Source organism: Patulibacter medicamentivorans (assembly GCF_000240225.1).
GTDB lineage: Bacteria > Actinomycetota > Thermoleophilia > Solirubrobacterales > Solirubrobacteraceae > Patulibacter > Patulibacter medicamentivorans.
In genome coordinates this window covers 1-22126 of record NZ_AGUD01000212.1, presented here as the reverse complement: position 1 = coordinate 22126, position 22126 = coordinate 1, and the positions used below count along the sequence as shown (strand labels likewise).

At 69.3% G+C, this 22126-nt stretch carries 16 protein-coding genes, 1 tRNA gene and 1 riboswitch; of the genes, 7 read left to right on the top strand and 10 right to left on the bottom strand.

The features are described from left to right. Both PAI11_RS24475 and PAI11_RS13805 read right to left on the bottom strand, forming a co-directional pair. Window positions 1-1807, bottom strand: a 1807-nt coding sequence (locus PAI11_RS24475; protein ID WP_170320730.1) for a peptidoglycan DD-metalloendopeptidase family protein, incomplete at its 3' end; no start/stop codon positions are given. Between the two features lie 6 nt (window positions 1808-1813). Next, window positions 1814-1966: riboswitch (cyclic di-AMP (ydaO/yuaA leader) on the bottom strand. A 94-nt stretch (window positions 1967-2060) separates the two neighbouring features. After that, on the bottom strand, window positions 2061-2849 hold the full coding sequence (locus PAI11_RS13805; RefSeq protein ID WP_007575776.1) for a DUF427 domain-containing protein: 789 nt from the start codon (window positions 2847-2849) through the stop codon (window positions 2061-2063). 138 nt (window positions 2850-2987) lie between these two features. Here PAI11_RS13805 and PAI11_RS13800 point away from each other — a divergent pair. Continuing rightward, window positions 2988-3061 (top strand) — tRNA-Arg (locus PAI11_RS13800). 180 nt (window positions 3062-3241) lie between these two features. After that, window positions 3242-7138 carry a PIN domain-containing protein gene (locus PAI11_RS13795; RefSeq protein ID WP_007575774.1) on the top strand — a complete coding sequence of 1299 codons (3897 nt, stop codon included), beginning with the start codon at window positions 3242-3244 and terminating at the stop codon, window positions 7136-7138. On the opposite strand, the gene PAI11_RS13790 is transcribed toward PAI11_RS13795, so the two are convergent. The 5 genes from PAI11_RS13790 to PAI11_RS26375 form a co-directional block, all read right to left on the bottom strand. Beyond that, window positions 7139-8062, bottom strand: a complete 924-nt coding sequence (locus tag PAI11_RS13790) for a hypothetical protein (protein ID WP_040600291.1) — start codon at window positions 8060-8062, stop codon at window positions 7139-7141. A gap of 9 nt (window positions 8063-8071) precedes the next feature. Continuing rightward, on the bottom strand, window positions 8072-10924 hold the full coding sequence (locus PAI11_RS13785; RefSeq protein WP_040600290.1) for a GIY-YIG nuclease family protein: 2853 nt from the start codon (window positions 10922-10924) through the stop codon (window positions 8072-8074). After that, the gene (locus PAI11_RS24470) at window positions 10921-12933 is read right to left on the bottom strand and encodes a calcium-binding protein (RefSeq protein WP_138974314.1); all 2013 of its coding nucleotides are present in this window, start codon (window positions 12931-12933) and stop codon (window positions 10921-10923) included. The genes PAI11_RS13785 and PAI11_RS24470 overlap by 4 nt, the downstream gene beginning before the upstream one ends. Window positions 12934-13336: 403 nt before the next feature. Next, on the bottom strand, window positions 13337-13675 hold the full coding sequence (locus tag PAI11_RS13775) for a hypothetical protein (RefSeq protein ID WP_040600289.1): 339 nt from the start codon (window positions 13673-13675) through the stop codon (window positions 13337-13339). A gap of 35 nt (window positions 13676-13710) precedes the next feature. Further along, a complete protein-coding gene (locus PAI11_RS26375) occupies window positions 13711-14115 on the bottom strand; it encodes a PASTA domain-containing protein (protein ID WP_081488426.1) in 405 nt (134 codons plus the stop codon). Window positions 14116-14208: 93 nt separating this feature from the next. Between PAI11_RS26375 and PAI11_RS13765 the strand changes: the two genes are divergently transcribed. After that, window positions 14209-14448 (top strand): helix-turn-helix domain-containing protein, encoded by a 240-nt coding sequence (locus PAI11_RS13765; RefSeq protein ID WP_050897246.1) that lies wholly within the window; start codon window positions 14209-14211, stop codon window positions 14446-14448. Here the strand turns inward: PAI11_RS13765 and PAI11_RS27300 are convergent. From PAI11_RS27300 to PAI11_RS27295, 3 genes are all read right to left on the bottom strand, one after another. Then, window positions 14445-15746: a tyrosine-type recombinase/integrase gene (locus tag PAI11_RS27300; RefSeq protein WP_040600288.1), complete on the bottom strand. Its 1302-nt coding sequence runs from the start codon at window positions 15744-15746 to the stop codon at window positions 14445-14447. The two genes, PAI11_RS13765 and PAI11_RS27300, sit on opposite strands and share 4 nt — an antisense overlap. A gap of 179 nt (window positions 15747-15925) precedes the next feature. Then, complete coding sequence (locus tag PAI11_RS24465; RefSeq protein WP_050897245.1) at window positions 15926-17953, bottom strand: ATP-binding protein; 2028 nt, start codon at window positions 17951-17953, stop codon at window positions 15926-15928. Continuing rightward, window positions 17950-18171 (bottom strand): helix-turn-helix domain-containing protein, encoded by a 222-nt coding sequence (locus PAI11_RS27295; RefSeq protein WP_050897244.1) that lies wholly within the window; start codon window positions 18169-18171, stop codon window positions 17950-17952. The genes PAI11_RS24465 and PAI11_RS27295 overlap by 4 nt, the downstream gene beginning before the upstream one ends. A gap of 887 nt (window positions 18172-19058) precedes the next feature. On the opposite strand from PAI11_RS27295, the gene PAI11_RS13745 reads away from it, so the two are divergent. The 4 genes from PAI11_RS13745 to PAI11_RS24460 form a co-directional block, all read left to right on the top strand. Beyond that, window positions 19059-19466: a GntR family transcriptional regulator gene (locus PAI11_RS13745; RefSeq protein WP_007575764.1), complete on the top strand. Its 408-nt coding sequence runs from the start codon at window positions 19059-19061 to the stop codon at window positions 19464-19466. Beyond that, window positions 19463-20338, top strand: a complete 876-nt coding sequence (locus PAI11_RS13740) for an ABC transporter ATP-binding protein (RefSeq protein WP_007575762.1) — start codon at window positions 19463-19465, stop codon at window positions 20336-20338. The genes PAI11_RS13745 and PAI11_RS13740 overlap by 4 nt, the downstream gene beginning before the upstream one ends. Then, entirely contained in the window at window positions 20335-21141 is an 807-nt protein-coding gene (locus tag PAI11_RS13735; RefSeq protein WP_007575761.1) for a transporter, read from the top strand. Before PAI11_RS13740 ends, PAI11_RS13735 begins: the two co-directional genes overlap by 4 nt. A gap of 40 nt (window positions 21142-21181) precedes the next feature. Beyond that, on the top strand, window positions 21182-22126 hold a 945-nt coding region (locus tag PAI11_RS24460; protein ID WP_170320729.1), incomplete at its 3' end, for an RNA polymerase sigma factor.

Genomic DNA, 22126 nt, shown 5'->3' with positions numbered 1-22126 from the left:
CCGGCGCGGCGTCCGCGACCGGGGCCGTCTCGGGAGCCGGCGCGGTCTCCGGGGCGGGCGCGGCGGTCTCCGCCTGCGGCGCGGCCGCCGGCGCACCGGCGGTGGCCGGGACGGCCGCCACCGTCGCCTGGTTCTCGGCCGCCGGGGACGCCGTGGCGGACGCCGTGACGCTGCTGCCGGTGCTGGTTCCGCCGCTCTGGACCGCCGCCGCCTTGCGCAGCTTCGCCGTCGTGCTGGTCGACGAGGCCTTCTTCAGCGTGCGAGCCGACGCCGTCGACGACGCCGCAGTCCGCGAGCTCGCCTTGCCGGCGCCGCTGTAGTACGGCGCCGGGTTGACCGCCGTGCCGTTCTTGCGGACCTCGAAGTGCAGGTGCGGACCGGTCGTGCGGCCGGTCATGCCGACGTAGCCGACGACGTCGCCGGCCTGGACCTTGGCGCCCTGCCGGACGGCGTTCTTGGACATGTGGGCGTAGCACGTCTGCAGCCCGCTGCCGTGATCGATGCAGACGATGTTGCCGTAGCCCGACTGCGTCCCGCTGAAGGCGACGGTGCCGGCGGCGTAGGCCTTGATCGGCGTGCCGATCGCCGCCGCGATGTCCATGCCCGCGTGCTGGCGACCCCAGCGCGCACCGAACGGCGAGGTGACCGTGCCGTTGATCGGCCTGACCGTGCCGGAGGTCGAGCTGCCGGAGCCCGACGAGCCGCTGCCCGAGCCGGAGCCCGACGAGCTGCTGCCCGACCCCGCGGCGCCGGACGAGCCGGACGAGCCCGAGGAGCCGCTGCCCGACGACGAGCCGGACGAGCCGCTCGACGAGCCGCCGTCGCCGCCGTCCGCCGTCGACGAGCCGCTCGATCCGCTCCCGGCGGAGGACGACGATCCGCCGTCGCCACCGGTGGTCGCGGCGACGTCGGAGGAGACCGCGTCACCGCTCGCGTCGCCCTGGCCGGCGCCGTCGGCGCTTGTGTCCGCCGCGGTCCGCGTGCCGGCGCCGGATCCCGAGCTGGGCCCGGCCAGGACCAGGTCCTGCCCGCCGTCGCTCGTGGTCCGCGCCGCGACGACCTTCAGCGACGCCGCCGTGCCCTGCGCCCGGACCGACGCCCGCTGGGTGCTGAGCAGCGCCGTCCAGGTCTGCGGTCCGAGGATGCCGTCCGCCTGCAGGCCGCGCTGCTGCTGGAAGCGCTGGACCGCCCGGATCGTCCGCTCGCCGTAGATGCCGTCGGCGGTCACGCCCAGGCGGCTCTGCGCCTCGCGGACGTCGTGGCCGTTGGCGCCCGCCACCAGGACCGGTCGCGCACGGGCGTCGGCGCTGATCGGCGCCGTGATCGTGCCGCTGGTCGTGGCCCCGTCCGCGGTCGTCGTGGTCGGCGTCTCGCCGGAGGTGCCGGCCGCCAGCGCCCCGCCGACGGCGGGGCCGGTGGTCGAGCCGACCATCGCCACGCTCATCGCCATCGCCATCTTGCGGCGACGGCGCTCGCGAGCGCGCTGGACGGGAACGGTGATCCGCCGCTCGCGGGCCCAGGCCGAAGAGCGCTGCCAGAGGCTCGGGTCGGAGAGGTCGCGGCCACCGACCCCACCGCTCGCCGGGACGCCGGCGGCGGCCATCGCCGAGGCGACCCCGTCGGGCCCGAGGTCGATCGTCGTGGTGGTGCGGCTCGGGCGAGCCGCGGTCGCCTCGAGTCGGCGAGCGAGCCGCGAGGGCTCGGGGGCTGAGGTGCGGCCGACGGCGCGCTGGCGCCGCTGGCGGGAGCGATCGTGGGACGCCTGCCACAGGTCGTCGCGCACGAGGTCGCGGTGATGTCCGGTCACGTCCGGCATTCCTCCTGTCGGTGGCCTGCGGGGTGAGCTGACGGGCTCGCGCTCCAGGAGCTGCGCTACGCCTTGCGGCGATTCGCCCCGGCGGTCTCGACGACCGCGGTGGTTCCCCCGCCCACGCGCATCGGGCGCGCGGCTCGGCCGTTGAATCCGGAGGTCACCGTAGCGCACCCGCAAGCCGCGTTGCAGCACTTGAGGAAACGTTCATCGGGCCTTGATGTGGACCGGCCGGCCCGGCCGCGGCGGCTCAGCCGACGTCGATCCGGACGCCCTCGACGCCGTCGTCGAAGGCCAGGTGGGCCTGGATCCGGCTCGCCTCGGCCAGCGGCGTCTCGTAGCTCCAGGCGACGTCGGCGACACCGGCGACGGTCCAGTACGAGGCCTCGCCCTTGTAGGGGCAGATCGTCCGCAGCCCGCTGCCGGGCGCGACCAGCGACGGCACCACGTCGAGGGCCGGGACGTAGACGCGCGCCGGCAGCCCGGTCTCGAACAGCAGCTTCGGCCGCTGCGTGCTCGCGACCAGCTGGTCGCCGATCCGGACCTCGACCGGCCGCGAGCCGTCGTGGACGTCGACCCGGTGGAACGGGTCGCGCAGGTGCCCGACCAGGCGGTCCTCCTCGGCGAACCAGGCGTCGACCTTGTCCGGGTAGAGGGCGGCCAGCCCCCGCAGCCAGGGCGTGGCGGGCAGCGGCTCCTCGTAGCCCCAGACGGCGTCCTCGACGATCCCGCCGCCGACGGTCAGCGACCAGTACGAGGCGTCGCCCTTGAACGGGCAGTGGGTCCTCGTCGCCGTCCGCGTCAGCAGGTCGGTCCGGAAGTCCTCCAGCGGCGCGTAGACCCGCGGCGGGATCCCGGTCTCGTAGAGCAGCTGCGCCCGGTCGCTGTCGAGCACGACCTGGCCACCGATCACCGCCCGCAGCCGCGGGCCATAGGGCTGCAGGTACAGCTGGTGCGCCGGGCTCGCGCCCTTGAGGTCGAAGTTGAAGCGGCCGCCCGGAGTTCCCGCCAGCGGCCCGGTCCCGAGGGTGAGGCTCATGGGAGGAGGTCTACACCGCCGGGCCCGCGATGCCGCCGCCGCGGGCGATCCTCCCGGCGCCCCGTCGCGGCCCGCGCGCCGATCGCCCGCGCTCGCGACGACACGTCGGCCGCCCGACCGCTACACTGGCTCGCCGTTGCGCCCGTAGCTCAGCTGGATAGAGCGTCGGTCTACGGAACCGAAGGTCATAGGTTCGAATCCTATCGGGCGCGCTGCACGAAACCCTCGACTAGCGGGGGTTTCTTGCGTTGTGCGGAGGGAGCGGAGCAGGTCGGACGGGGTGGGCGCCCTTGTTTCGCCCTTGCGCGTGTCAAAGCGACCGCGCGTTGACCACCCGTAGCGGCTTGGAGCCGTGGCTGTCCCGCCGGACGCGAACGTAGGCTGCGTCGGCTGTGAGTGACGACCCACTGTCCTATCTCGATGACGGTCCGGACCCCCAGCCCGAGGTGGCTCTGCCGCCCGAGAGCAGCCTCCAAGAGCTGCCGACGGATCAACTGAGCTGGCAGAACCACGAACGGCTTCTACACCGGCTCGGGAAGAAGCAAGGCAGCGTGGTGCAGTCCTCGCTCTACGGCGTTCCGGGTGAGGCTCAGCAAGGCATCGACATTCTCTTCAGGCTGCCTGATGGCACCTATCGCACGCTGCAATCGCGACGCGTACGGGGGATCACGGCGGGTGGGGTCCGGAAGGCGGTTACGGAGTTCCTCAATGGAGAGTGGGCCGAGCGGTGCAGCGAGTTTGTGCTGGCCACGAGCGCTGACGCATCGCGAACGGCCGTGCAGGACGAAATCCGTGTTCAGACCGACCAATTGGCCGAGCAGGGGATCACCTTCGATGTCTGGGACCGCGTGGCGACGTCTCTGAAGCTCAAGGACCACCCGGATCTTGTGCGCGACTTCTTCGGCCTCGACGCTCTGCGGCGGTTCCTGCCCGGTGCCTACGATGAGGATGTACTGACCGAGGTCCAGCGCATCTCGGCCCGCGACCTCACCCCGATGCAACCGGCGGCGGCGATCGGGTTCGCTGGCACCGGTCCCGACGCATCCGACGCGCTACTGCACCAGGTTCTCAATCCTGGCGATCTATCGCCCGACGTTGAGCGCATCCTGCGCGATCTTCAAGAAGCGTCCGTCCGCGAGGCCGCGCTTCTCACGGCCTACATCGATCGAGATCCGCGGCGAGCCACGGACCTGATCCGGCACCCACAGCCCTGGGTCGCGGACGGGCGGTTCGAGCTACACGTCGCACTCGGTCGCCTCGCCGCCGCCGCTGGTCAATACGAAGCGGCGATCCAAGCCTTTGAGCGAGCCGACAGTGTTGCACCGCCGGAATCGCGGGCACGCCTAGCGCTTCGAACTCGTGATAGTGCGCTCGCCGCTGGCGACACCGGTCGTGCTCAGAGACTGTTCCGACGCGCCCAGGATCTCGCCCCTGATGACGTATTCGTGCGCATCGCCGAGATTGGCGCGCTACCACCGAGCGAGCAGCTACGGAAGTTGGAAGAACTCCAGCCGATCGATCACGAGGGCCGGAACGCGGTCTTGCGAGCCCGGGTAGATGCGCTGAGCGACCTCGAGCAGGCAGAGCAAGCACTGGCGGTGCTCGGGCTCCTCGAAGGCGAGACCGATTCGGTGTTGTTCGTACAGGACCGACGCTCCGGGATCCTTCAAATCGTTGCAGCGCGGCGCGGAGGTGCGCGCAACGAGGATGAACGCGCGAGGCTGGTGCAAGCCGTTGGCGACGTGCTGGCGTTGCGGAACGAGATGCTCGCCCGAGGCAGAACCGAGGAGGCCGCCTCCTTGTTGATGCGGGCTTCGGAGTTGGCCGTCCTGGGTCACGATGTCCAGCGGGGGCGTCAGCTGCTCGACCAGGCTACCGAGGAGGAACTGCAGCACTCATCAACGCGACCGTTGCTGGCGAAGGCACGGCTACACGCGATGCAGCCCAGCGCTGCGTTGTCCGTTCTGACCCCGTACGAGGCGGACTGGGGCGTCCGTGAGCGTTCACTCGCCGCGCGGGCGCTCGCCCTCATCGATGAGCCTGGCAACCCCCAACGGGCCACCGAATTGGCTCGAACCTTGCTCGATACTGACGACGTCCAGCAAGCGGCCGCCTACACCTTGATGATCGCCGCCGCGTCCGATCTCGACCTTCCTTGGCCTGAAGCTGCCTCGACCATGGTCGAGGCGGACCACCCTACCGCCGTGGCGTATGCACAAGCCAAGCGGCTGCAACTTGAAGGCAACCAAGCAGATGCCGATCAACTGCTTCGTCGTCATGCGAGCGACGACCCGGACATCGCGCGGGTCCTCATCGAGCGGCTGATCCAGGACGAGCGGTGGCCTCAAGCGATCGGTATGGCTCGACGACTCGCCCACGCGTCGGGCGCCGGCGACGATCGGTTGTTGCTGGCCCGTGCCCTTGCTGGCGCGGGCCAGGCCGCTGAGTCGGAGCGGGAACTTCGCGCGCTCGCGCACGATGCTGAAGAGACGGTCTTTGTCCGGAGTTTGGCGTTCGCAGGCCTCGCCCTTCAACTGGCACCTCGCGCCTACGGCGAGTTGGAGCGCCTTACGGCCGATTGGCTGGAAGCTGACCCCGACAGCGTCGACGCCGCGTGGCAGCGAGCGTTTGCCCTCGCGCGACTCGCCCGCCATCCAGAGGCATTGGCACTTGCAGAAGGTCGCGACCTCACGCCTGCCCGAGCCGAGCAGGCGCAGCTTCTTGCCGAGATCTACATGCGCACGCAGTCGCCCGTCGAAGCGACGCGGCGACTCGCCGAGCTTTCCGACCTGTTCGACCGACAAGTCGAAGCCCTCGAAGCCCTTCTCTTTCGCACCGCAAGCCAGATCCCCGGTGAGATTGAGCCTCCACTACGGACAAGGATCACGGAAACCGTCGAGACCTTCGCCGTAAAGTTTCCGACCTCGCGAGCCATTGTCACCATCCGGCCAGACGGGGACGATCGGGAGAGCCTTCTCAAGGCGCTCCGCGAGCATGTACGTCCTGAGCGGTCGGCAGAAGAAGGCGCGAACCAGCAGGTCAACGACGGACAAATGCCTGTTGCGTTCCTGGCTGACACGGTTGGCTATCCGGTCTGCTGGGTTTGGGGACGCCGTCAACATCCACCGTTGAGCTTCGGCGACCCCGCTGAGCACAACCAAGAGACGCAGGTCGCTGCTCAGGCACTCGGGAGCCCAGTTACCTGGGATTCCACAAGCATCGTCGTGGTCGCCTCGCTCCCAGAAACCATTGCGGCGCAGATCGAACGGGAGCTACCGGCGTCGGTCGTCTCGCAGGCCTGCCTCGACGATTGCTCCGACGCCGCCGGCACGCTGACTGATCGTGACAGTGAGCAGCGCTACCACCTCGAAGACGATGGCTTCCACGTCACCAACCTTGGCCGTGACTACCTCGATCGCGAGCGGGCCCGGCTCACCGAGGCGCTGGAGATCGCACGAACCTTGCAAGTACTCCCAAACCTAGATCCCGGCCATCCCGACCGCTACGACGATCTGATTGATGAGGTTCACGGTTCGCGACCGTTCGACACGGTTGCCACGACGCTTCTCGTCAGCCGCCGAACCGGCTTGCCGATCTTCTCCGACGACCGCACCGTCCGGCGATTGGCCCGCTCCGAGGGCATCGAGACCTTCGGGACCCTCGCGCTGATCGACGCGATGCGTCAGGTGGGGACGCTTACCGATGACGAAGCGATCGAAGTGCGACGCCAACTCGTCCGAGACGGCGCGCTCGGGATCCGAGCGACCGGAGATGAGCTGGCGCAAGCCGCAGGAGAGGTCGGGTTCCAGCCTCAGAGCTGGACAAGCGCGCTCCACGACCTACTCGGCTGGCGCCACGACCCCGGCATGCGATTCCGCGAGTCGCTTCGGTTTCTGATCGTGGTGTGGCGCGAGGAACCCCGGGTGTTCCCCACCTGGACAGCTCGCATCCTCAACACAGCCGCTCGCGCCCTTGGCCGCCCGCACGAGATGCTCGCACACGCCCTCCTGGTCTATACGTGGTTCGGCAGCGATCTCGAAGACCATGAACGTGAAGCCTTCGTCGCCGCACTGGTGAGCGCTCTCGAGGAGGCCTCGCGCCGATGCGGAACGCCCCCTTTCCGCCACGTCGTTGCGCACGCAACTCGTCTCACGCTCTACGCAAGCGGCTACGAGAACCGCTCGTCCTGGGTCCTGCTCGTCCGGCACATCATGCGCCAGCTCCGCTTCCCGTATAGCGCCCAGGCGCTTCTCGCTGTCTGGCGCTATTCGCCACCGACCGATCCTTAGCTATGTCTCGGTGGCCGCCAGACCAAGAGCGGCGAGTGCCCAGGTGACGTCCCCTGGGTCGTCGGCGACGATCGCCGTCTCGCCGTTCGGAAGGAGGTGGATATCGATCTGCGCGGAGCGCCGTTGGTCGACGGCTTCGAGCCGGTCAAGGAGTTTGCGTACGGTGCCGCCAGGATCACCGGACGGAGTCGTGCCGGGGAGCACACCGCGCGCGGCCCAGCCGCCTATCGACAGCCAGTCTCCGGCGTCGTGTAGTGCCCATGCTGGCTGCGAGCGCGGCAGTGGTTCGCTGGCCGGCAGAGCGTCCAGCGCCTCGAACTCCTCCGGATCTTCGGTCCTCACGCCAGGCAAGCCGATGAGCCGGGCGACGAGGTCCAGTTGGGCGATCGTGGGAGCGTGAACCAGCACCGTAAGCCAGTCGAGCGCGGAGACCTCCACCGCGTCCGCCCACGGCTGGTCGGCGATCATCTGCTGCGTATAGGTGACGAGGTCTTCGCTGGTTGCCGCCGGTTGGGCGTCGATGGCGTAGCACCCGGGAGAGATACTGCCGACGAAGCCGGTCTCGGTGGTCCCGTGCGGCGCCATTGGCCATGGGTGACCGTCGGGATCCTGCGCCTCGAAGTCCTCGGGCTCCACATCCCATTCTTCGTCCTCAACGTCTCCGGCAGCGGAGTGCAGTCGCTCCCTGGTCTCGCTGTCGAGCAGTCCGGCGTGGATTGAGAGCTCGATCACGCGATGCAGCGCGTCTCGGTCGGGAGCAGCGATCGCCACGCCGCCTGCTTCGGCGTCGAAGGCGAGCTTCGATGCCAAGGCGGGCTCGACCTCGGCCACGGCCCGGCGCACGCGCTCAGCCATGCCCCGCCCGTTGTCTTCGACAAGGAACTCCTCTTCACCGACGTAGAGCGTCGAAACGGCCGCCTTCATCGTGCCTCCTTAGCAGTTCCATCGTGCGAAGCCAGGCAGGTTCCGCCAATACAGATCGTAGGCCCGTTTACCGGAGGCGCGGAACGCCGCAGTCCCTCGCTGTCGGGCGAGGCAGTAGCCGATCTTGCTGTTGGCCACGTTGCGGTACCCGTCGAGCTTGTTCAACAACGTGCCGGGGCGGCGAGCTCGACGCCTCAGGTCAAAGTTGTAGTTGTAGGCCGGATTCGTGCGGCCGTAGTGGTCGATGAGCACCTGCTCGACACCTTCGATCTGGTCTCTACTCACGAGCTTGCCGAGGTAATACTTGTAGAGGAACAGGCGCGGGTATTTCCGGATCGGGAACTTCTTGACATCTCGAACGTGCTGGCGGCAGCGACGATTGCCTTTCTGGCTGGAGATGCCGACGTAGATGACGCCGCTCGTGACCGACGGGCTGGGGACTGCCTTCACGTAATAGGCGTAGAACCTGCCGCCCCCGTCCGCAGAGTTCGCTGTCTCATGGCACTGGCTCTGTTGGACGCGGGCCTTCCAGAGCGCCACGGGCACCTGCTTGCGCTTTGCTTGGCGGCGGTAGCGGAGTTCGCGTCGCCATTCGCGTTCGAGTTGGTCGAGGCGTGCGTCGATCGAGTTGAGCAGCGGCGTGGTGTGTTGCAGCATCTCGCGTGCGACCTCGGCGAAGACGCGGCACTTTTTGGCGGAACCCCGGTAGACGTCGAGCGTCTTCACCGTGATGAGTTCGAGTTCGCGTTTGTTGCCGCGTGCGCCGCCGTACCACCGACGCGCGACTGTGGTCTGGCCTGGCCGCGCGCGTCGCGTTTCGCGGATGAGGTTCCTGAGGGCGGCGCTGTAGGTCTTGGCGCGACCGTTGGGAGCGGTCGGCACGGGGACCGAGCTACAGCCGAGCGAGTCCGGGAAGACGAGCGAGCCGACGACCGCGCCCACCGCGCCGGCCGACAGACGCTTCAGGCCGGCTTTGAGCGCGGTCTTCAGGACTGGGGCGTTCTTGGCGGCCTCGGCCTGACGGAGGTACTTGTAGAACTCGTCCCAGTTCTGCGCCTTGTAGGCATCGACCTTCGTTTCGGTCGATCGCAGGGTTGCCTGGCGTTCGCGGGGAACGCTCTGCTCGCCGTCGACCTGCTCGGGCGGAGCGAACGCGCCGCTGGTGTCGTCCAGCTCGACCAGCGCGACCGGCCGGTCGGTGTCGATCCCGTCCTTGGCGGTGCGGAAGGTGATCGCTCGCGAGCGGGACTTGCGGAAGCGGTTCTCCTTCGCGGTCGCCGCGCGTGCCGAGGCGACGCGGATCCGGGCGAACCGCGCGGCCGCGGGTGCCAACGGAGCGTCTGCCGTCGGCGCTGGGTAGTAGCGGACCATGTAGAGCCGGATCCGTCCCGATCCGGGCTGTGGGTCGCGCGAGGGTGTGAACAGCACGCGAACCGACCCGTCGTTGCGGACGGTGTAGGTCGGCCCAGGCCCGATCGGGCGCGGCGCTGTCCGGTCGATCTTGATCTGCGGCCCGACGGTGAACGAGCGCAGGTTGCCGGCGCGATCGATGACCTGGAGCTTCAACCGGTAGCGGCCGTCGCGGTCCAGACGCGAGAGGTCGACCGGCACGGCCGAGGAGACGGTCTTGCAGCCACGGTCGCAGGGCGGGGTGGCGGTCCCGAGGTCGATGGTGCGACCGGAGCCGACCCGCTGGGCGCTGAGGGCAACCCGGCCAACACCGGAGTGGCTGTCGCTGGCGCGAACGGTCACGGGGATCGTGTCGCGGCGGTTGGTCCACTTGCGGCTGACGCTGTTGAGCTGCCCGCCGATCGACCCGCTGTTGGGCTTCGTGATGTCCCGGCGCACCACCAACGTCTTGGTCGTCTGGTTGCCCGCGTAGTCCCAGGCGGTGACGATGTAGGTGCGGTCCTTGGTGGCGGAGTCCGTGGCACGGTCGGTCGCCGATGCGGAAGCGGTCGATGGGCAGACCAAGCCATTGCGGCCGCTGGTGCGGTGCAGCGGGTCGCAGGTGATCGTGGTGTCGCCGAGGGTCCTAGTCGAGGTCCCCAGGCGCAGCTGCGTTTGGATCCGCTGGATCCCGGAGGAGGGATCGGTGGCGGTGGTGGTGAGCTTCTGCGGCCGGCGCTTGTTCGTCCAGCCGTCCGTGATCGGTGGCGACGAGGCGACGTCAACCGTGGGCTGGTCGGGGTCATCCAAGGTCAACTCGACCGAGCCGACGCGGCTGAACGTGCCGGTGTCAGCCGGGATGTTGGGGCAGGCGTAGACGCCGGAGCCGGGCGGGTTGGGGTGACAGACGGTGAACAGCCACGCCTCGACGGTGGTGCCCGGCCCGGTCGGGGTCAGGGTCGTGGTCGGCAGCGTGTAGGTCGTGGCCGGATCCGTTTGGCCGTAGGCGGGGCCGAAGTCCTTCCGCGCATCCGCCCCCGGACCACCGAAGATCCGGACCCGCAGGTACTGATCGTCGTCCTCGTTGCGATACCTGAGCGTCGAGAACACCCCGCGAGTGATCGTCGAGGCCCCAGGCACCTGCCAGCGCAGGATCGTGGCCGGCCCGCCGAGCTGGCTGGACGGGTTGCCGTTGTCGTAGAGGCGGCCGCCGGTCGGCGCGATCACCAGGCCACGGCCCTGCGACGCCCCACCCAAGGACGCCTGGTACCACGGGCCCGGGCCACCCGGCGCGGGCTGCTCGTTGACCGTCCAGTTCTCATAGCCCGTAGACGCCTGGCCCTGCCAGTCATAGGTCGCCGTCCAGGGACGAGCCCCGGCGACACTCGCACTGATCCCGGACAGCGCCAGCGTGGCGACGACGGTGGCCGCCAGGCGCCGAGTGGAGAACGAGCCGCGCATCGGCAAGGTCACCGGGCACGCTTGACCGCGACGGCTGCCTTGCCACTAGCAGTCTTGCCGGCCTTGTCCTTCACCGACAGCCCGACGACGACCGCGCCACCCGAGCGCAGCAACCGCGTGACCTGCGAGCCCTTCAGCTTGACCCGGACCGTGGCGCTGCGACCACGGCCAACGACGGCGCGCGTGCTGCCGAGCCGCTTGCCGTTACGCGAGATGTTGACCGTGGTGGTGCATCGCACCGATGTTTCGGTGCCGCAGTAGATCGGGATCCGTAGGACGCGGTCTTTGCCCAGGCGCACCTTGCTGATCGTGACCCGCAGCCGTGGCGACGGCTCGCCCTGGACCCCCAACCTGGCCAGCCGGCCGCCTACGGTGACGATGTCGCAATCGCCACCGATCGTGTCCTCGCCGGCCGCGGTGACGGTGTCGGTCCCGGTGCCGCACAGCGCCTGCCCGTTGCCGACATCGCTGCTCTTGGCGATCTTCGGCAGCGTGATCAGGTCGTTGCCCGCGCCACCGTCCAACGTGACCGACAAGTTCGCCGCTGCGGTCAACCGATCGGCGTAGGCGGTCCCGATCACCGTCTCCACATCCGAGCGCACATCGTCGCGCTCGCCGGCTTGGCCGTCGTCAGCGGCGGTGCCGATCGACACGGTCACCGGGCTGGGGCGGGCCGCGTAGCTGACGGTGTCGCTGCCTTCCGCACCGGTTAGCACGTCGGGACCGGCGCCGCCGTCCAGAAGGTCGTCGCCATCGCCGCCGTCCAAGAGGTCCGCGCCAGGCCCGCCGGTCAGGCGATCGTTCCCGGAGCCGCCGTGCAACTCGACCGGCGCGTCCCCGGCGTTCAGCGTGTCGTCGGCTGGGGATCCGATCACGACCTCGGTGTCCCCGGCGATGTTGTCGCCCTCGCCGGGCGTGCCGTCATCGGCCAGACCGTTCAACGACACGCTCACGCCTTGGAGCGCGTCGTCGTAGGAGACCGTGTCCCGGCCACCACCACCCACGACCTGATCGGCCCCGGTGCCGCCGGCCAACTGGTCGTCCCCGCCGCCGCCATCCAAGAGGTCGGCGCCGCCGTAGCCGTTCAGCACGTCGTTCCCAGGACCACCGGTCAGCGTGCCGGGTTGGTCGTCGCCCTCGAGTTGGTCGTCCCCTTCGCCGCCGTCCAGCAGATCGCCGCCCGCCGTGGACTGCAACAGATCGTTGCCCGACCCACCGAGGACCTGATCGGTGCCACCGCCGCCGTCGAGATCGTCCGCGTCGGCACCACCATCGATCCGGTCGCTGCCCTCATCACCGCTGATCCGATCCTGACCCGCACCGCCCGTCAGGACGTCGTCGCCGTCGGAGCCGGTCAGCTGGTCGTTGCCGTCGCCACCATCGACCTGGTCGTTCCCCGGGCCGCCATCGGCCTGATCGTCACCCGCACCCGCCACAATCACATCGGCACCAAGGTCGCCATCGATCGTGTCGTCCCCCGCTCCGGCGTCGACGTGGTCCTGACCGGTGCCGGCGAGGAGCTGGTCATCGCCATCGCCCCCGATGAGGCGATCGTTCCCGGCGCCGGCGTCCAGCGTGTCGTTGCCCGAGCCGCCGTCCAGCAGGTCATCCGAGGCGCCGGTCGAGACCTGGTCGTTGCCCGCCCCAGCACGAACCTCGACCGGCAGCCCGATATCGCCGACGCTGACCGCGTCATCCAAGTCGTCGGTGTCGATGACCACCCGCGTGATGCCCGCCCGCGCACAGGTCGCGGTGCCTTCACCGTCGGGATCCGAACAGCCCGCGCCGAGCATGGTGACCGGGCCAGCCTCGTCGGTGACGATCAGATTCCCGCCCGGGGCCACATCGACGTTCATCCGATTGGCCTCACCCGCCGCCGCCACGATCCGCAACGACGAGCCATCCACACCGGCCTCCCACGCCAAGGCAGCGGAGGGCATCGTCAAACCGCCCACAACGGCCACCAGCGCGAAAGCGACCGAGCGACTTCGCCCACACACGACAAGGCTCTTGACAGCCACGGACCGGGACGCTGGCACGCGCCCGAACGTACACACGTACGGCACGAGCCGCAACCGGCGATCCGGACGAACGTCCTAGTTGTTCTCGCGGAGGACGGCGGCCACAGGGACCTGCGAGAACTCGCTCCTGACAGCCGCGTCGGGGTCGCAGGTGGGATCTTCGTGCCGCCGGGCCCCGGAGGCTGTTAGGAACGATTCTTAGAGGAGAAACCGAGCCGAGAAGGCTCCGTTGCACGAAGACTGCGATTAGCAGGGACTTCGTGGCGCTGCAAGCGGAACGGCTCCGTCGGGGTCGACGAGGACGCCGTCGACGAAGCCCGGCGGAGCCGCGACGGCTCGGCCCTTCTAGGGTCCGCTCGGCGCCGCGGAACCCCGAATCCGCGCCGAACGGTCACAGGTCGACTTAAGGGGCGCCTTGGGGGAAGGAGAACGTGATCGCCTGGCCGGAGCGGCGGTGCAGGCAGCGAGCCTGCGGGCCGCGAGTCCTGTCGAGCCGGTAGGTGCAGGAATAGACGGGATCGGCGGTGCGCCAGGAGATGCGCTTCGGCAGCGCTCGGCGGCCTCCGCGCCACTTGTGATTCCAGACCCAGAGGAGATTGTCGGCGTACCCGCAACTCATACCGTAGGCACGGAGATGGGCGCTCCACGGAGCGGTATCACCGCATTTCCGCCCGGCGGCCTGGGCCGGCGGCGGGGCGACCGTCACCGAGGCGGTGAGGAAGATCGCCAGCGCCAGGCTCATGCAACTGGGAAGGATTCGGCGGGGCGGGGCGAGTCTCATTCGTGGTCCTTCTTGGCGTAGAGGGTGATCCGGGTATCGGGCGCGACGCAGGAGCCGGCCCGAGGTACCTGGCGGACGTCGATCCAATTGCGGTCGAGGATGAGGAGACGTCCTTGGCCGGTCGCGTCCTTCTCGTCTAGGAAGTAGAGGCCGGCGGCCTGCATGGTGTCCTGGGCCAACTGGTGATCCTTGCCGACGACGTTCGGCACCTTGATGCAGCCGCTGCGGCCGGCTTGGACGGCGGTCCTGTCCGACGGCGCCGCTTCGGCGCCAGTCGTTGCCGCGGAACTGGCGCTCGCCGCGGCAGACTCGGCCGTCGTGTCGGTCTGCTGATCCGTCCCGCAGCCCGCCATGAACAAGGCTGCCGTCAGGGCGAGTGTTGTCGCTCTCGGTGGGGTCATCGGGTCCTTTCGCTCGGTTCCTTGCGCCTAGACCAGCGTATGGGAGGAAACTTACCGGTTTGGTTCTGGTCCAGAGCGGTAGATGACCGGACGATGGTCGACGTGGCTAACGCGGCGACCCAGTTCGGACGGAAGGTCCGCGCCGCCCGCCGCGCCCGCGACTGGACCCAGGAAGACCTGGCCGCCGCATCAGGCCTTGCGGTCGTGCAGATCTCCAGGATCGAACGCGGCGTCCGCGAGGTCCGCTTGACGACGATCCTGAAACTACTCGCCGCGCTCGATGGGCCGATCGAGGATCTGATCGACGCCGATCTCGTCGCGGCCGTTCGCTAGACAGCGACGAACTGTTCGCGGTGCGGCCCTCGCATCTCGACCACGTTCGAAGCGTCCAACGCCTCGCCGTAGAGGACATCCAAGCCGTCGGCCAAGGCAGCATCCACGGAGTCGAGCAAATGCCCGTAGATGTTGATCGTCGTCCGGATATCCTCGTGCCCCAGGCGCTCCTTCACGACGTGCAGCGTCCCACCAGGAACGGCCAGGCTGAGGCTCGCGCAGGTATGCCGCAAGTCATGCCACCGCAGGCCGCGCAAGCGTTCCGGGAGCACGGGCGCAGCCTGCCGCCCCGCGACGCCGACCACCGCCGGACGGAAGACGCGGCGATAGAAGAGGCCGTGACGAACCGGACGCCCGGTCGATGTCGAGAAGATCAGCGCGCCAGGGTCGAAGGGATCTGACGATTCGGCGAAGCTCGCAACCCCATCAACGTCCTGGACGATGACCGCCGGCTTCCCAACACACCCGGACGGCTGCGCGAGGTGCTCCTCCAGCATCCCTACGAGAAACCCCGGGAGTCGCATCGAGCGATCCGCGTGCGTCTTGGTCGGCCCGAGGATAAGGCCCCGCTCAACGCCGGGAAGATCGGTGCTGGTACTGATTTCCTTCACCGCACGCCGGACCCGCAGTACGCCGCGCAGAAGATCGACGTCATCACGCCGGAGCGCCCACAACTCCCCTGCGCGCAGACCGCAATAGGCCGCCACATAGACGGCGAGGCTGTCAGACGACCGAGGCATTGCGCCAGCGAGCGCCCGAATCTCCGGCGGCGTGAGGAAGAGCATCCGTGACGGACCCGACCCAGTCGCCGGCCGCCTTCTTGGCAACCGCACGGTCGAGCACGGATTGACACCGATGTAACGCCTCTCGACAGCCAATTGCAGCACCGAGCGAAGTACCGTAAAGACCCGCCGGACCGTGTTCACAGCTCGACGTTGCGACAGCTCGTTCACGAACGCCTGGACCGCGTCGGCCGTCAGCGCACCAAGCTTCGCCTGATGGAAGACCGCAGCTACGCCATCGTCGCCGCCGGAGCCCACCAGGTGCTTGCGCAAGATGTTGTCGTAGCCGGCTTTGGTCTTCGGCTCCAGATGAACCCAGGTCGCCCGCCACTCATCAGCCACGTCGCGCACCAGCCGATCGGCACCCCGCGGATCAACATGGATGCCATCGAGCACCGCCGACGCCTGCCGACGAACCCAGTTCTCCGCCTCACGCTTCGTCGGGAAGCTCCTCTCAATCTGAGCGGTACCGCCCTTGATCGGGTCCGGGTAGCGAGCACGCCACGTCTCGCGCACCGTTCCATCGGGACGTTCATACCGGCGACGCTTGACGTGACCTGCCACTATTTCACCTCACTCCCATCGTTCATTAATTTTAATTGAAATACATGCATGGCGCCTTCCGTGTCGGCACGTCGTCGGTACGGCGCCCTACCCCTACGGGGTTTAGGGCTCGCCGTACCGACCCAGCGCGTCTACTCGGCGTCGGCGGCGAGCATCTGGTGTCCGGCTTCAGTGACCAACCAGTACCGGCCCTCGTTCGGTCGGCGGCCATCTTCGGGACGTACGAGCGCATCGTCCTTGCGGTAGCGCTGCTCGACCAGCCCGCGCGCGGTCGCGTCCCGCAGCGCAGCCTGCTGTGCCTGCTTGTTCCCCTGGATGCCGATCCGGACGGCGCGGGGCGCAGGCTTCTCACCTGCCTCAGCGACAGCACGAACCGCCTCACGGGCGTTCGCATCTCCGTCACGTAGGAGCGTCTTCCTCACTGTCGAAACGAGCGCGTCCGAACAATCCGTCGACAGGCGACGCAGGTCCTTGTTGAAGACGAGCCGCGTCTCCGGCACATGAACATCCCGACCTTCGGCACTGAAGTAGCGCCCTCCGGCCTTGTTCGCGAGCGACCAGAGAGCGTCCGGCCAGTCACTCAGCCGAGAGGCACCACGGGTCGAATTGCCGGACTTGCCCAGGTGGGTCGCGACGATGACCTCACGGACGCCCGCGAGGCGTTTCACCTCGTCAACGAGATCGGTCCAGATGCCGACCTGCGAGTTGGAGTTCTCGTCCTCCACCGTCGGGCGCATTGCCCGTGCAGCGGGGTCCAGGATCAGAACCTCGACCTCCGACCCCCGGAGCCACTCGACCAGAGCGGCACGCATCACGGGATCGGCCAGGTTGAGCTGCTGCCCGCGCAGGAACACCGGCGCGACCACCTTCTTTGGATTCTCGATGCCCAGCCTCCGCCACCACGACAGGCCCTGAAGAGTCCCCATCTCGTAGTCCACTACCGCGATCCGGCCAGTGAGTGGACGCATCTTGAACCTCCCTAGGAACCGACGGCCGTCAACCCAAGCCGCGACCAGGTCTTGCAGCATGGTGGTCTTCCCGACCTTGAACTGCGCAGCAAGGACCGCGTTCCCGTCCTCCGGCAAGAGACCCTCGATCGCCCAGGGAGGCTCCGCGGGGATTGCCTCAAGTGCGTCCGCGAGCGTCTCGCCCAATGGCGGGAGTTCCACGGCGATCCCCGTAGCGCCGAAAGCGATCCGACGTTCGGCCTCCCGACGCACTTCGAGCTGCTCAACGAGCCGTTCGACCTCCTGCTCCCTGGCGTCCCCCGGTAGCGGGCGCGAGAATTCGCGCGGATCGACTCCGAGCGCATCCGCGATGTCGTTCAGATGGCATCCCGCATGACAGTGAACGACGACTGGCTTGCTGTCTCCCAGGCCGACGCTCAGGCTCGGCTCCTGATCGGCGTGCGCGGGGCAGATGACCTGCCAACCCTTCCCCGTCGCCCGGGCCTTCCCGTCGGATCGCTGAATCAGCAGCTGAACCACGGCCGGGAGCGGCCGTTCCTTCGCACCCTCCTCTCCTCGCTGCTCGGGCGCCGCGTCAGCTCCCGCCTTGAGACGGATCGGGCGCAGGTCGTCCAGGGAGTACCCGGCGCTGAGATGATCCGAAAGGTCCGCGCCCTTTTGCATCGGCCTCGGCCGCACGACCCTCGTAGGAACACCCATCCGGCCAAGCTCGCTCGCCACGTGGCGGGCGTGTGACTTGCCGGCAACGTCGCGGTCCACGACGATCACAACCTTCTTGGCGTCCCGCAGGGCCTCGGTATGCCTCGGCTGCCATTTGCCGGCGCCGCCCGGATTCGTCGTCGCTACGACGCCTGCCCGTTCGGCAGCAAGAACGTCTTTCTCTCCCTCGACGACGTAGACCTCCTCGCCGGCCGAAACAGCCTTCCGGACAGCAGGCAACCGGAACAGGGGGAGTTCCGCGCCGTTCAGACCAGGCGCGTAGCGTTCGCCGACCGAATCCCACCGTTCCTGAAAGAACCTCTTCGGGTCGGCTCGGCGCACCACGCGCCCCACGCGCTCGCCGCCGGAGCCGACGTACTCGTAGCAAGCGCTCGCCGTCTCGCCCGTCTGCTCATTGCGGGTGGCGGACGGTGTCTTCTTCTTGCGGCGCTTTGCTGCCTTGCCGGATCGACCCGCGTTCTTGTCGCTCACTGAGTGTTGTCCGACTCGACGCGCTGCGACGCGATATACGCATCCAGGTCGACCACATCGAACCGAACGAGCCGACCGACCTTGACGAACGGCAAGCGTCGCTCGACAACGGCCCGGCGCATCCACCGCTCGGTGACACCGAGATAGGCGGCAGCCTCGTGCAACGTGCACAGACGAGCGCTTCCGAGAGACACGCCGCCAGACGAGATATTGGACATCGATCCTCCGAGAACTACGAGCGGGCGTTTCGGACTCGAAACCGAATCCGAGGCAGCCCACTGGTGGCCTTGGAAGCGGTTCGAGTCGATCCCATCTCAGGGCGCTAGGAGCCCGACAGCACGCGGATGACCACTACGCGTGCCTGACGCCTACCGATAGATTCCCCGAGCTGGTCAGCTCGTTTCCAGCCAGTTCCCGGCTACCTAGCCCCGGGACCTTTAGCCTTCCGGTCCTCTATCTCGGATCGATGTTCCGCGCTATGCAGGTGCGGAACGGACGCCTGGTCGGCAGCATATCGCGCTTTCGAGCATGTCGCGTCGATCGCGGCGGTAGACGGTTACCCCGCGTAGATCGCCTAGGGCCAGCCGCGAACCTCGGGGCTTCGGCCAGCTCGTTGCGCGCCGATCAGTCACGCCCTTCTCGCGCCCTTCACGCCAAGGGCAGCAGCGGGCGCTCCTGGTCTCCATCGGACACCACGTGGACGGAAGGCCCCCGGCCCTGCCTCACAATCCGCCCGGCCCCAGCGGTCGGCGTCCCGGCCCGAATCCCTCTACGGAACCGAAGGTCATAGGTTCGAATCCTATCGGGCGCGCTGCAGAAAGCCCCGCATTTGCGGGGCTTTCGCGTTCCCGCGGCGCGCGCCCATCCGGCTCAGGGGCTCGACCAGGCGGTCGCGGCTGCGATCGAAGAAGGCGACGCAGACGACCTCGAACCGGTCCCGCGAGTCGGCCCCGCTCCCGCACTCCCCCTCGTCTCGTGTCGCCGGCGGCGATCACCGCCGCCGTCAGCCGCTCCCGCTCCTCCTCGCAGACCGCCCGGAGCAGCTCGCGCTTGCCCGCGACGCCTATTGGCACTTTATCTAGATATATAGGTATAGTCACGGCCGATGATCGAATTCCGTCTGGATCCGCGGTCGGGGGTGCCGACCTATCTGCAGCTCGTGCTCCAGGTCAAGCAGGCGCTGCGGCTCGGGATGCTGCACCCCGGCGACCAGCTCCCGACCGTCAAGGAGGTGGTCGCGACGCTGGCCATCAACCCCAACACCGTGCTCAAGGCCTACCGCGAGCTCGACCGCGAAGGGCTCGCCGAAGGCCGGCGCGGTCAGGGGACCTTCATCGCGGCGAAGAACGCGATCGCACCGCCCGACCGGTCAGGGCTGGCGGCCGGGCTGGTGCGCTGGATCCGGCAGGCGCAGAGCGCCGGCTGCGACGAGGACGACGTCGTCGCGCTGTTCGCCGCAGCCACGCACGAGGTCTTCGGGACCCATCAGGACTTCGGAAGGCGCAGCGCATGAGCGCCGCCGTCACCGTCGAGCAGGTCAGCAAGCGCTACGGGGCCCGCTGGGCGCTCCAGGACTGCACGCTCGAGGTGCCGACCGGATCGGTCACCGCCCTGGTCGGCCCCAACGGCGCCGGCAAGACGACGCTGCTGCACCTCCTCGTCGGGCTGACCGAGCCGACCGAGGGCCGCGTCAGCGTGCTCGGCGCGTCGCCCCGCACCGACCCGACCCACGTCCTCCCCCGGATCGGCTTCGTCGCCCAGGATCATCCGCTGGAGCCCCGCTTCCGCGTCGACGAGATGCTCGCCGTCGGCCGCCGGCTCAACCCGCGCTGGGACGAGTCGCTGGCCCGCGACTGGCTGCGCGAGCGGCAGATCCCCCTCGCCGATCGGGTCGGCGCGCTCTCGGGCGGCCAACGGGCCCAGGTGGCCCTGGCGCTGGCGATCGCGAAGCGCCCGGAGGTCATGGTCCTCGACGAGCCTGCCGCCGCGCTCGACCCGCTGGCCCGGCGCGAGTTCCTGCAGTCGCTGATGGAGGCCGTGGCCGAGCGCGAGCTGACCGTGCTGATGTCCTCGCACCTGCTCGCCGACCTCGAGCGCGTCTGCGACCACCTCGTCGTCCTCGCGGCCGGCGGCGTGCAGCTGGTCGGCCCGATCGACGAGATCGCCGCCTCCCACCGCCTGCTCGTCGGGCCGCCCGGCGACGAGCAGGCGGTGGCCCGCGTCCACCAGGTCGTGCACGCGCGCCACACGCCCCGGCAGACCACGCTGCTGGTGCGGGCCAACGGGCACGTCTACGACGCCCGCTGGCAGATCGAGGACGTCGCCCTCGAGGACGTCGTGCTCGCCTACCTCCAACGACGGCCCGACCAGGAGGTCGCCGCATGATCTGGGTCGCCTGGCGTCAGCAGCGCACCGAAGTGCTGCTCGGCGCCCTCCTGCTCGCGGCGTTGGTCGTCCTGTTCGTCCCGGCCGGCCTGCACATGAGCGACGCGTACCGCAGCGACGGCGCAGCGGCCTGCGTCGCGGTTCCCGCGGGCGGCTGCGAGCAGCTACTCGACGCCTTCGACGGGCGCTTCTCGACCGTCATCGGCGTGACCGGGTTCTTCGCCTTCTTGCCGGTGGTGATCGCCGTCGTCTTCGCCGCGCCGTTCGCGCTCGAGCTCGAGCGCGGGACCTACCGGCTGGCGTGGACGCAGAGCATCACCCGCCAGCGCTGGCTGGCCGCCAAGCTGGCGGTCGCGCTCGGCGGCACGGCGGTGACCGCGGCCGGCATCGCGCTGCTGCTCACGTGGTGGCGGCGGCCGCTGGACCACTTCCACGGCCGGATCGAGCCGGGGGCGTTCCAGCTCGAGGGGATCGCCCCGATCGCCTACGCCGTGTTCGCCGCGGCGCTGATCATCGCCCTCGGCGCCGTCCTGCGGCGCACGATCGCCGCGATCGCGGTCTCGATCGTCGCCTTCCTCGCGGTCCGGATCACGATCGAGACCTCCGTCCGCCCCCACTTCGCCTCGCCACTCGAAGCGCGACCGGGGACCAACCTCGACACGAGCTGGATCGTCGACGGCCGGATGCACCACCCCTCCAGCCGCTTCTGGGAGTTCCAGGGCATCGAGACCGGCATCTTCCTCGCTCTGACGCTCGTGCTGCTGGCGCTGGCCGCGTGGTGGATCCACGAACGTTCCAGCTGATCGTCCGACACGACCTCGGCCCTCCGGGCATGCAATGACGATGGCCTCTTCGCTGACCACGCTCGACGACGCCGAGCTGCTGCGGCGGACCGCCGGCGATCCCGACGCGTTCCTCGTCGTCCGCGACCGCTGGGCGCCTACGCTCGAGGGCTGGCTGCGGCGGCGCACCGACGGCGAGGCGCACGCCGCCGACGTCCTCGCCGAGACCTTCGCCCAGGCGTTCCAGCACGCCGGGCGGTTCCGGGACGAGGCCGACGGCTCGGCCGGCCCGTGGCTGTTCGGGATCGCTGCCAACGTGCTGCGCCAGAGCTGGCGACGGACCGAACGTGAGCGGCGCACCCAGCGGCGGTTGCGACGGCACGACCCCGCGGCCGCGCCCGCCGCCGAGGACGGCGTCGCGGCCCGCCTCGACGCCGCCGCGACGGCCGCCGACCTGCGCGCGGCGCTCGCCGCGCTGCCGCCGGAGCAGCGCCAGGCCGTGCAGCTGCGGGTGATCGAGGAGCTGCCCTACGAGGAGGTCGCCGGCCGGCTGGCGTGCAGCAACGACGCCGCCCGGCTGCGGGTTTCGCGGGGGCTCCGCCGGATGCGGCTGCTGTTGCTCGTGGTGCTGACCTTCGCGCTGCTGGTGGCCGTCGCCGCGGCGACCGGGCTGCTACCCGCGGTCCGCGACGTCGTGCTCGGCGACGCGCAGCACGTGCGGGCCGTCGACGAGCGCGGCGAACCGCTGCTCACCGTCCGCTGCTCCGGCCGCGACGGCGGGCACCGGATCTGCCGGACGATCCCCGGCGACGGCCCGCCGGTGATCCAGCAGGCGGCCCGCCTGCGCGCGGCCGGGGCCCGGGCGGCGGTCGTCGAATCGGCCCGCCTCTGCGTCCGCGGCCGCTGCCGCGAGGTCGTCGCGCCGCGGGTGGCCCCGCCCGCCGCCCCGGGACTCCTGACCCTCCACCGGAGCAGCCTGAGCCTCGCCGGACCGGCGCCGCGCGCC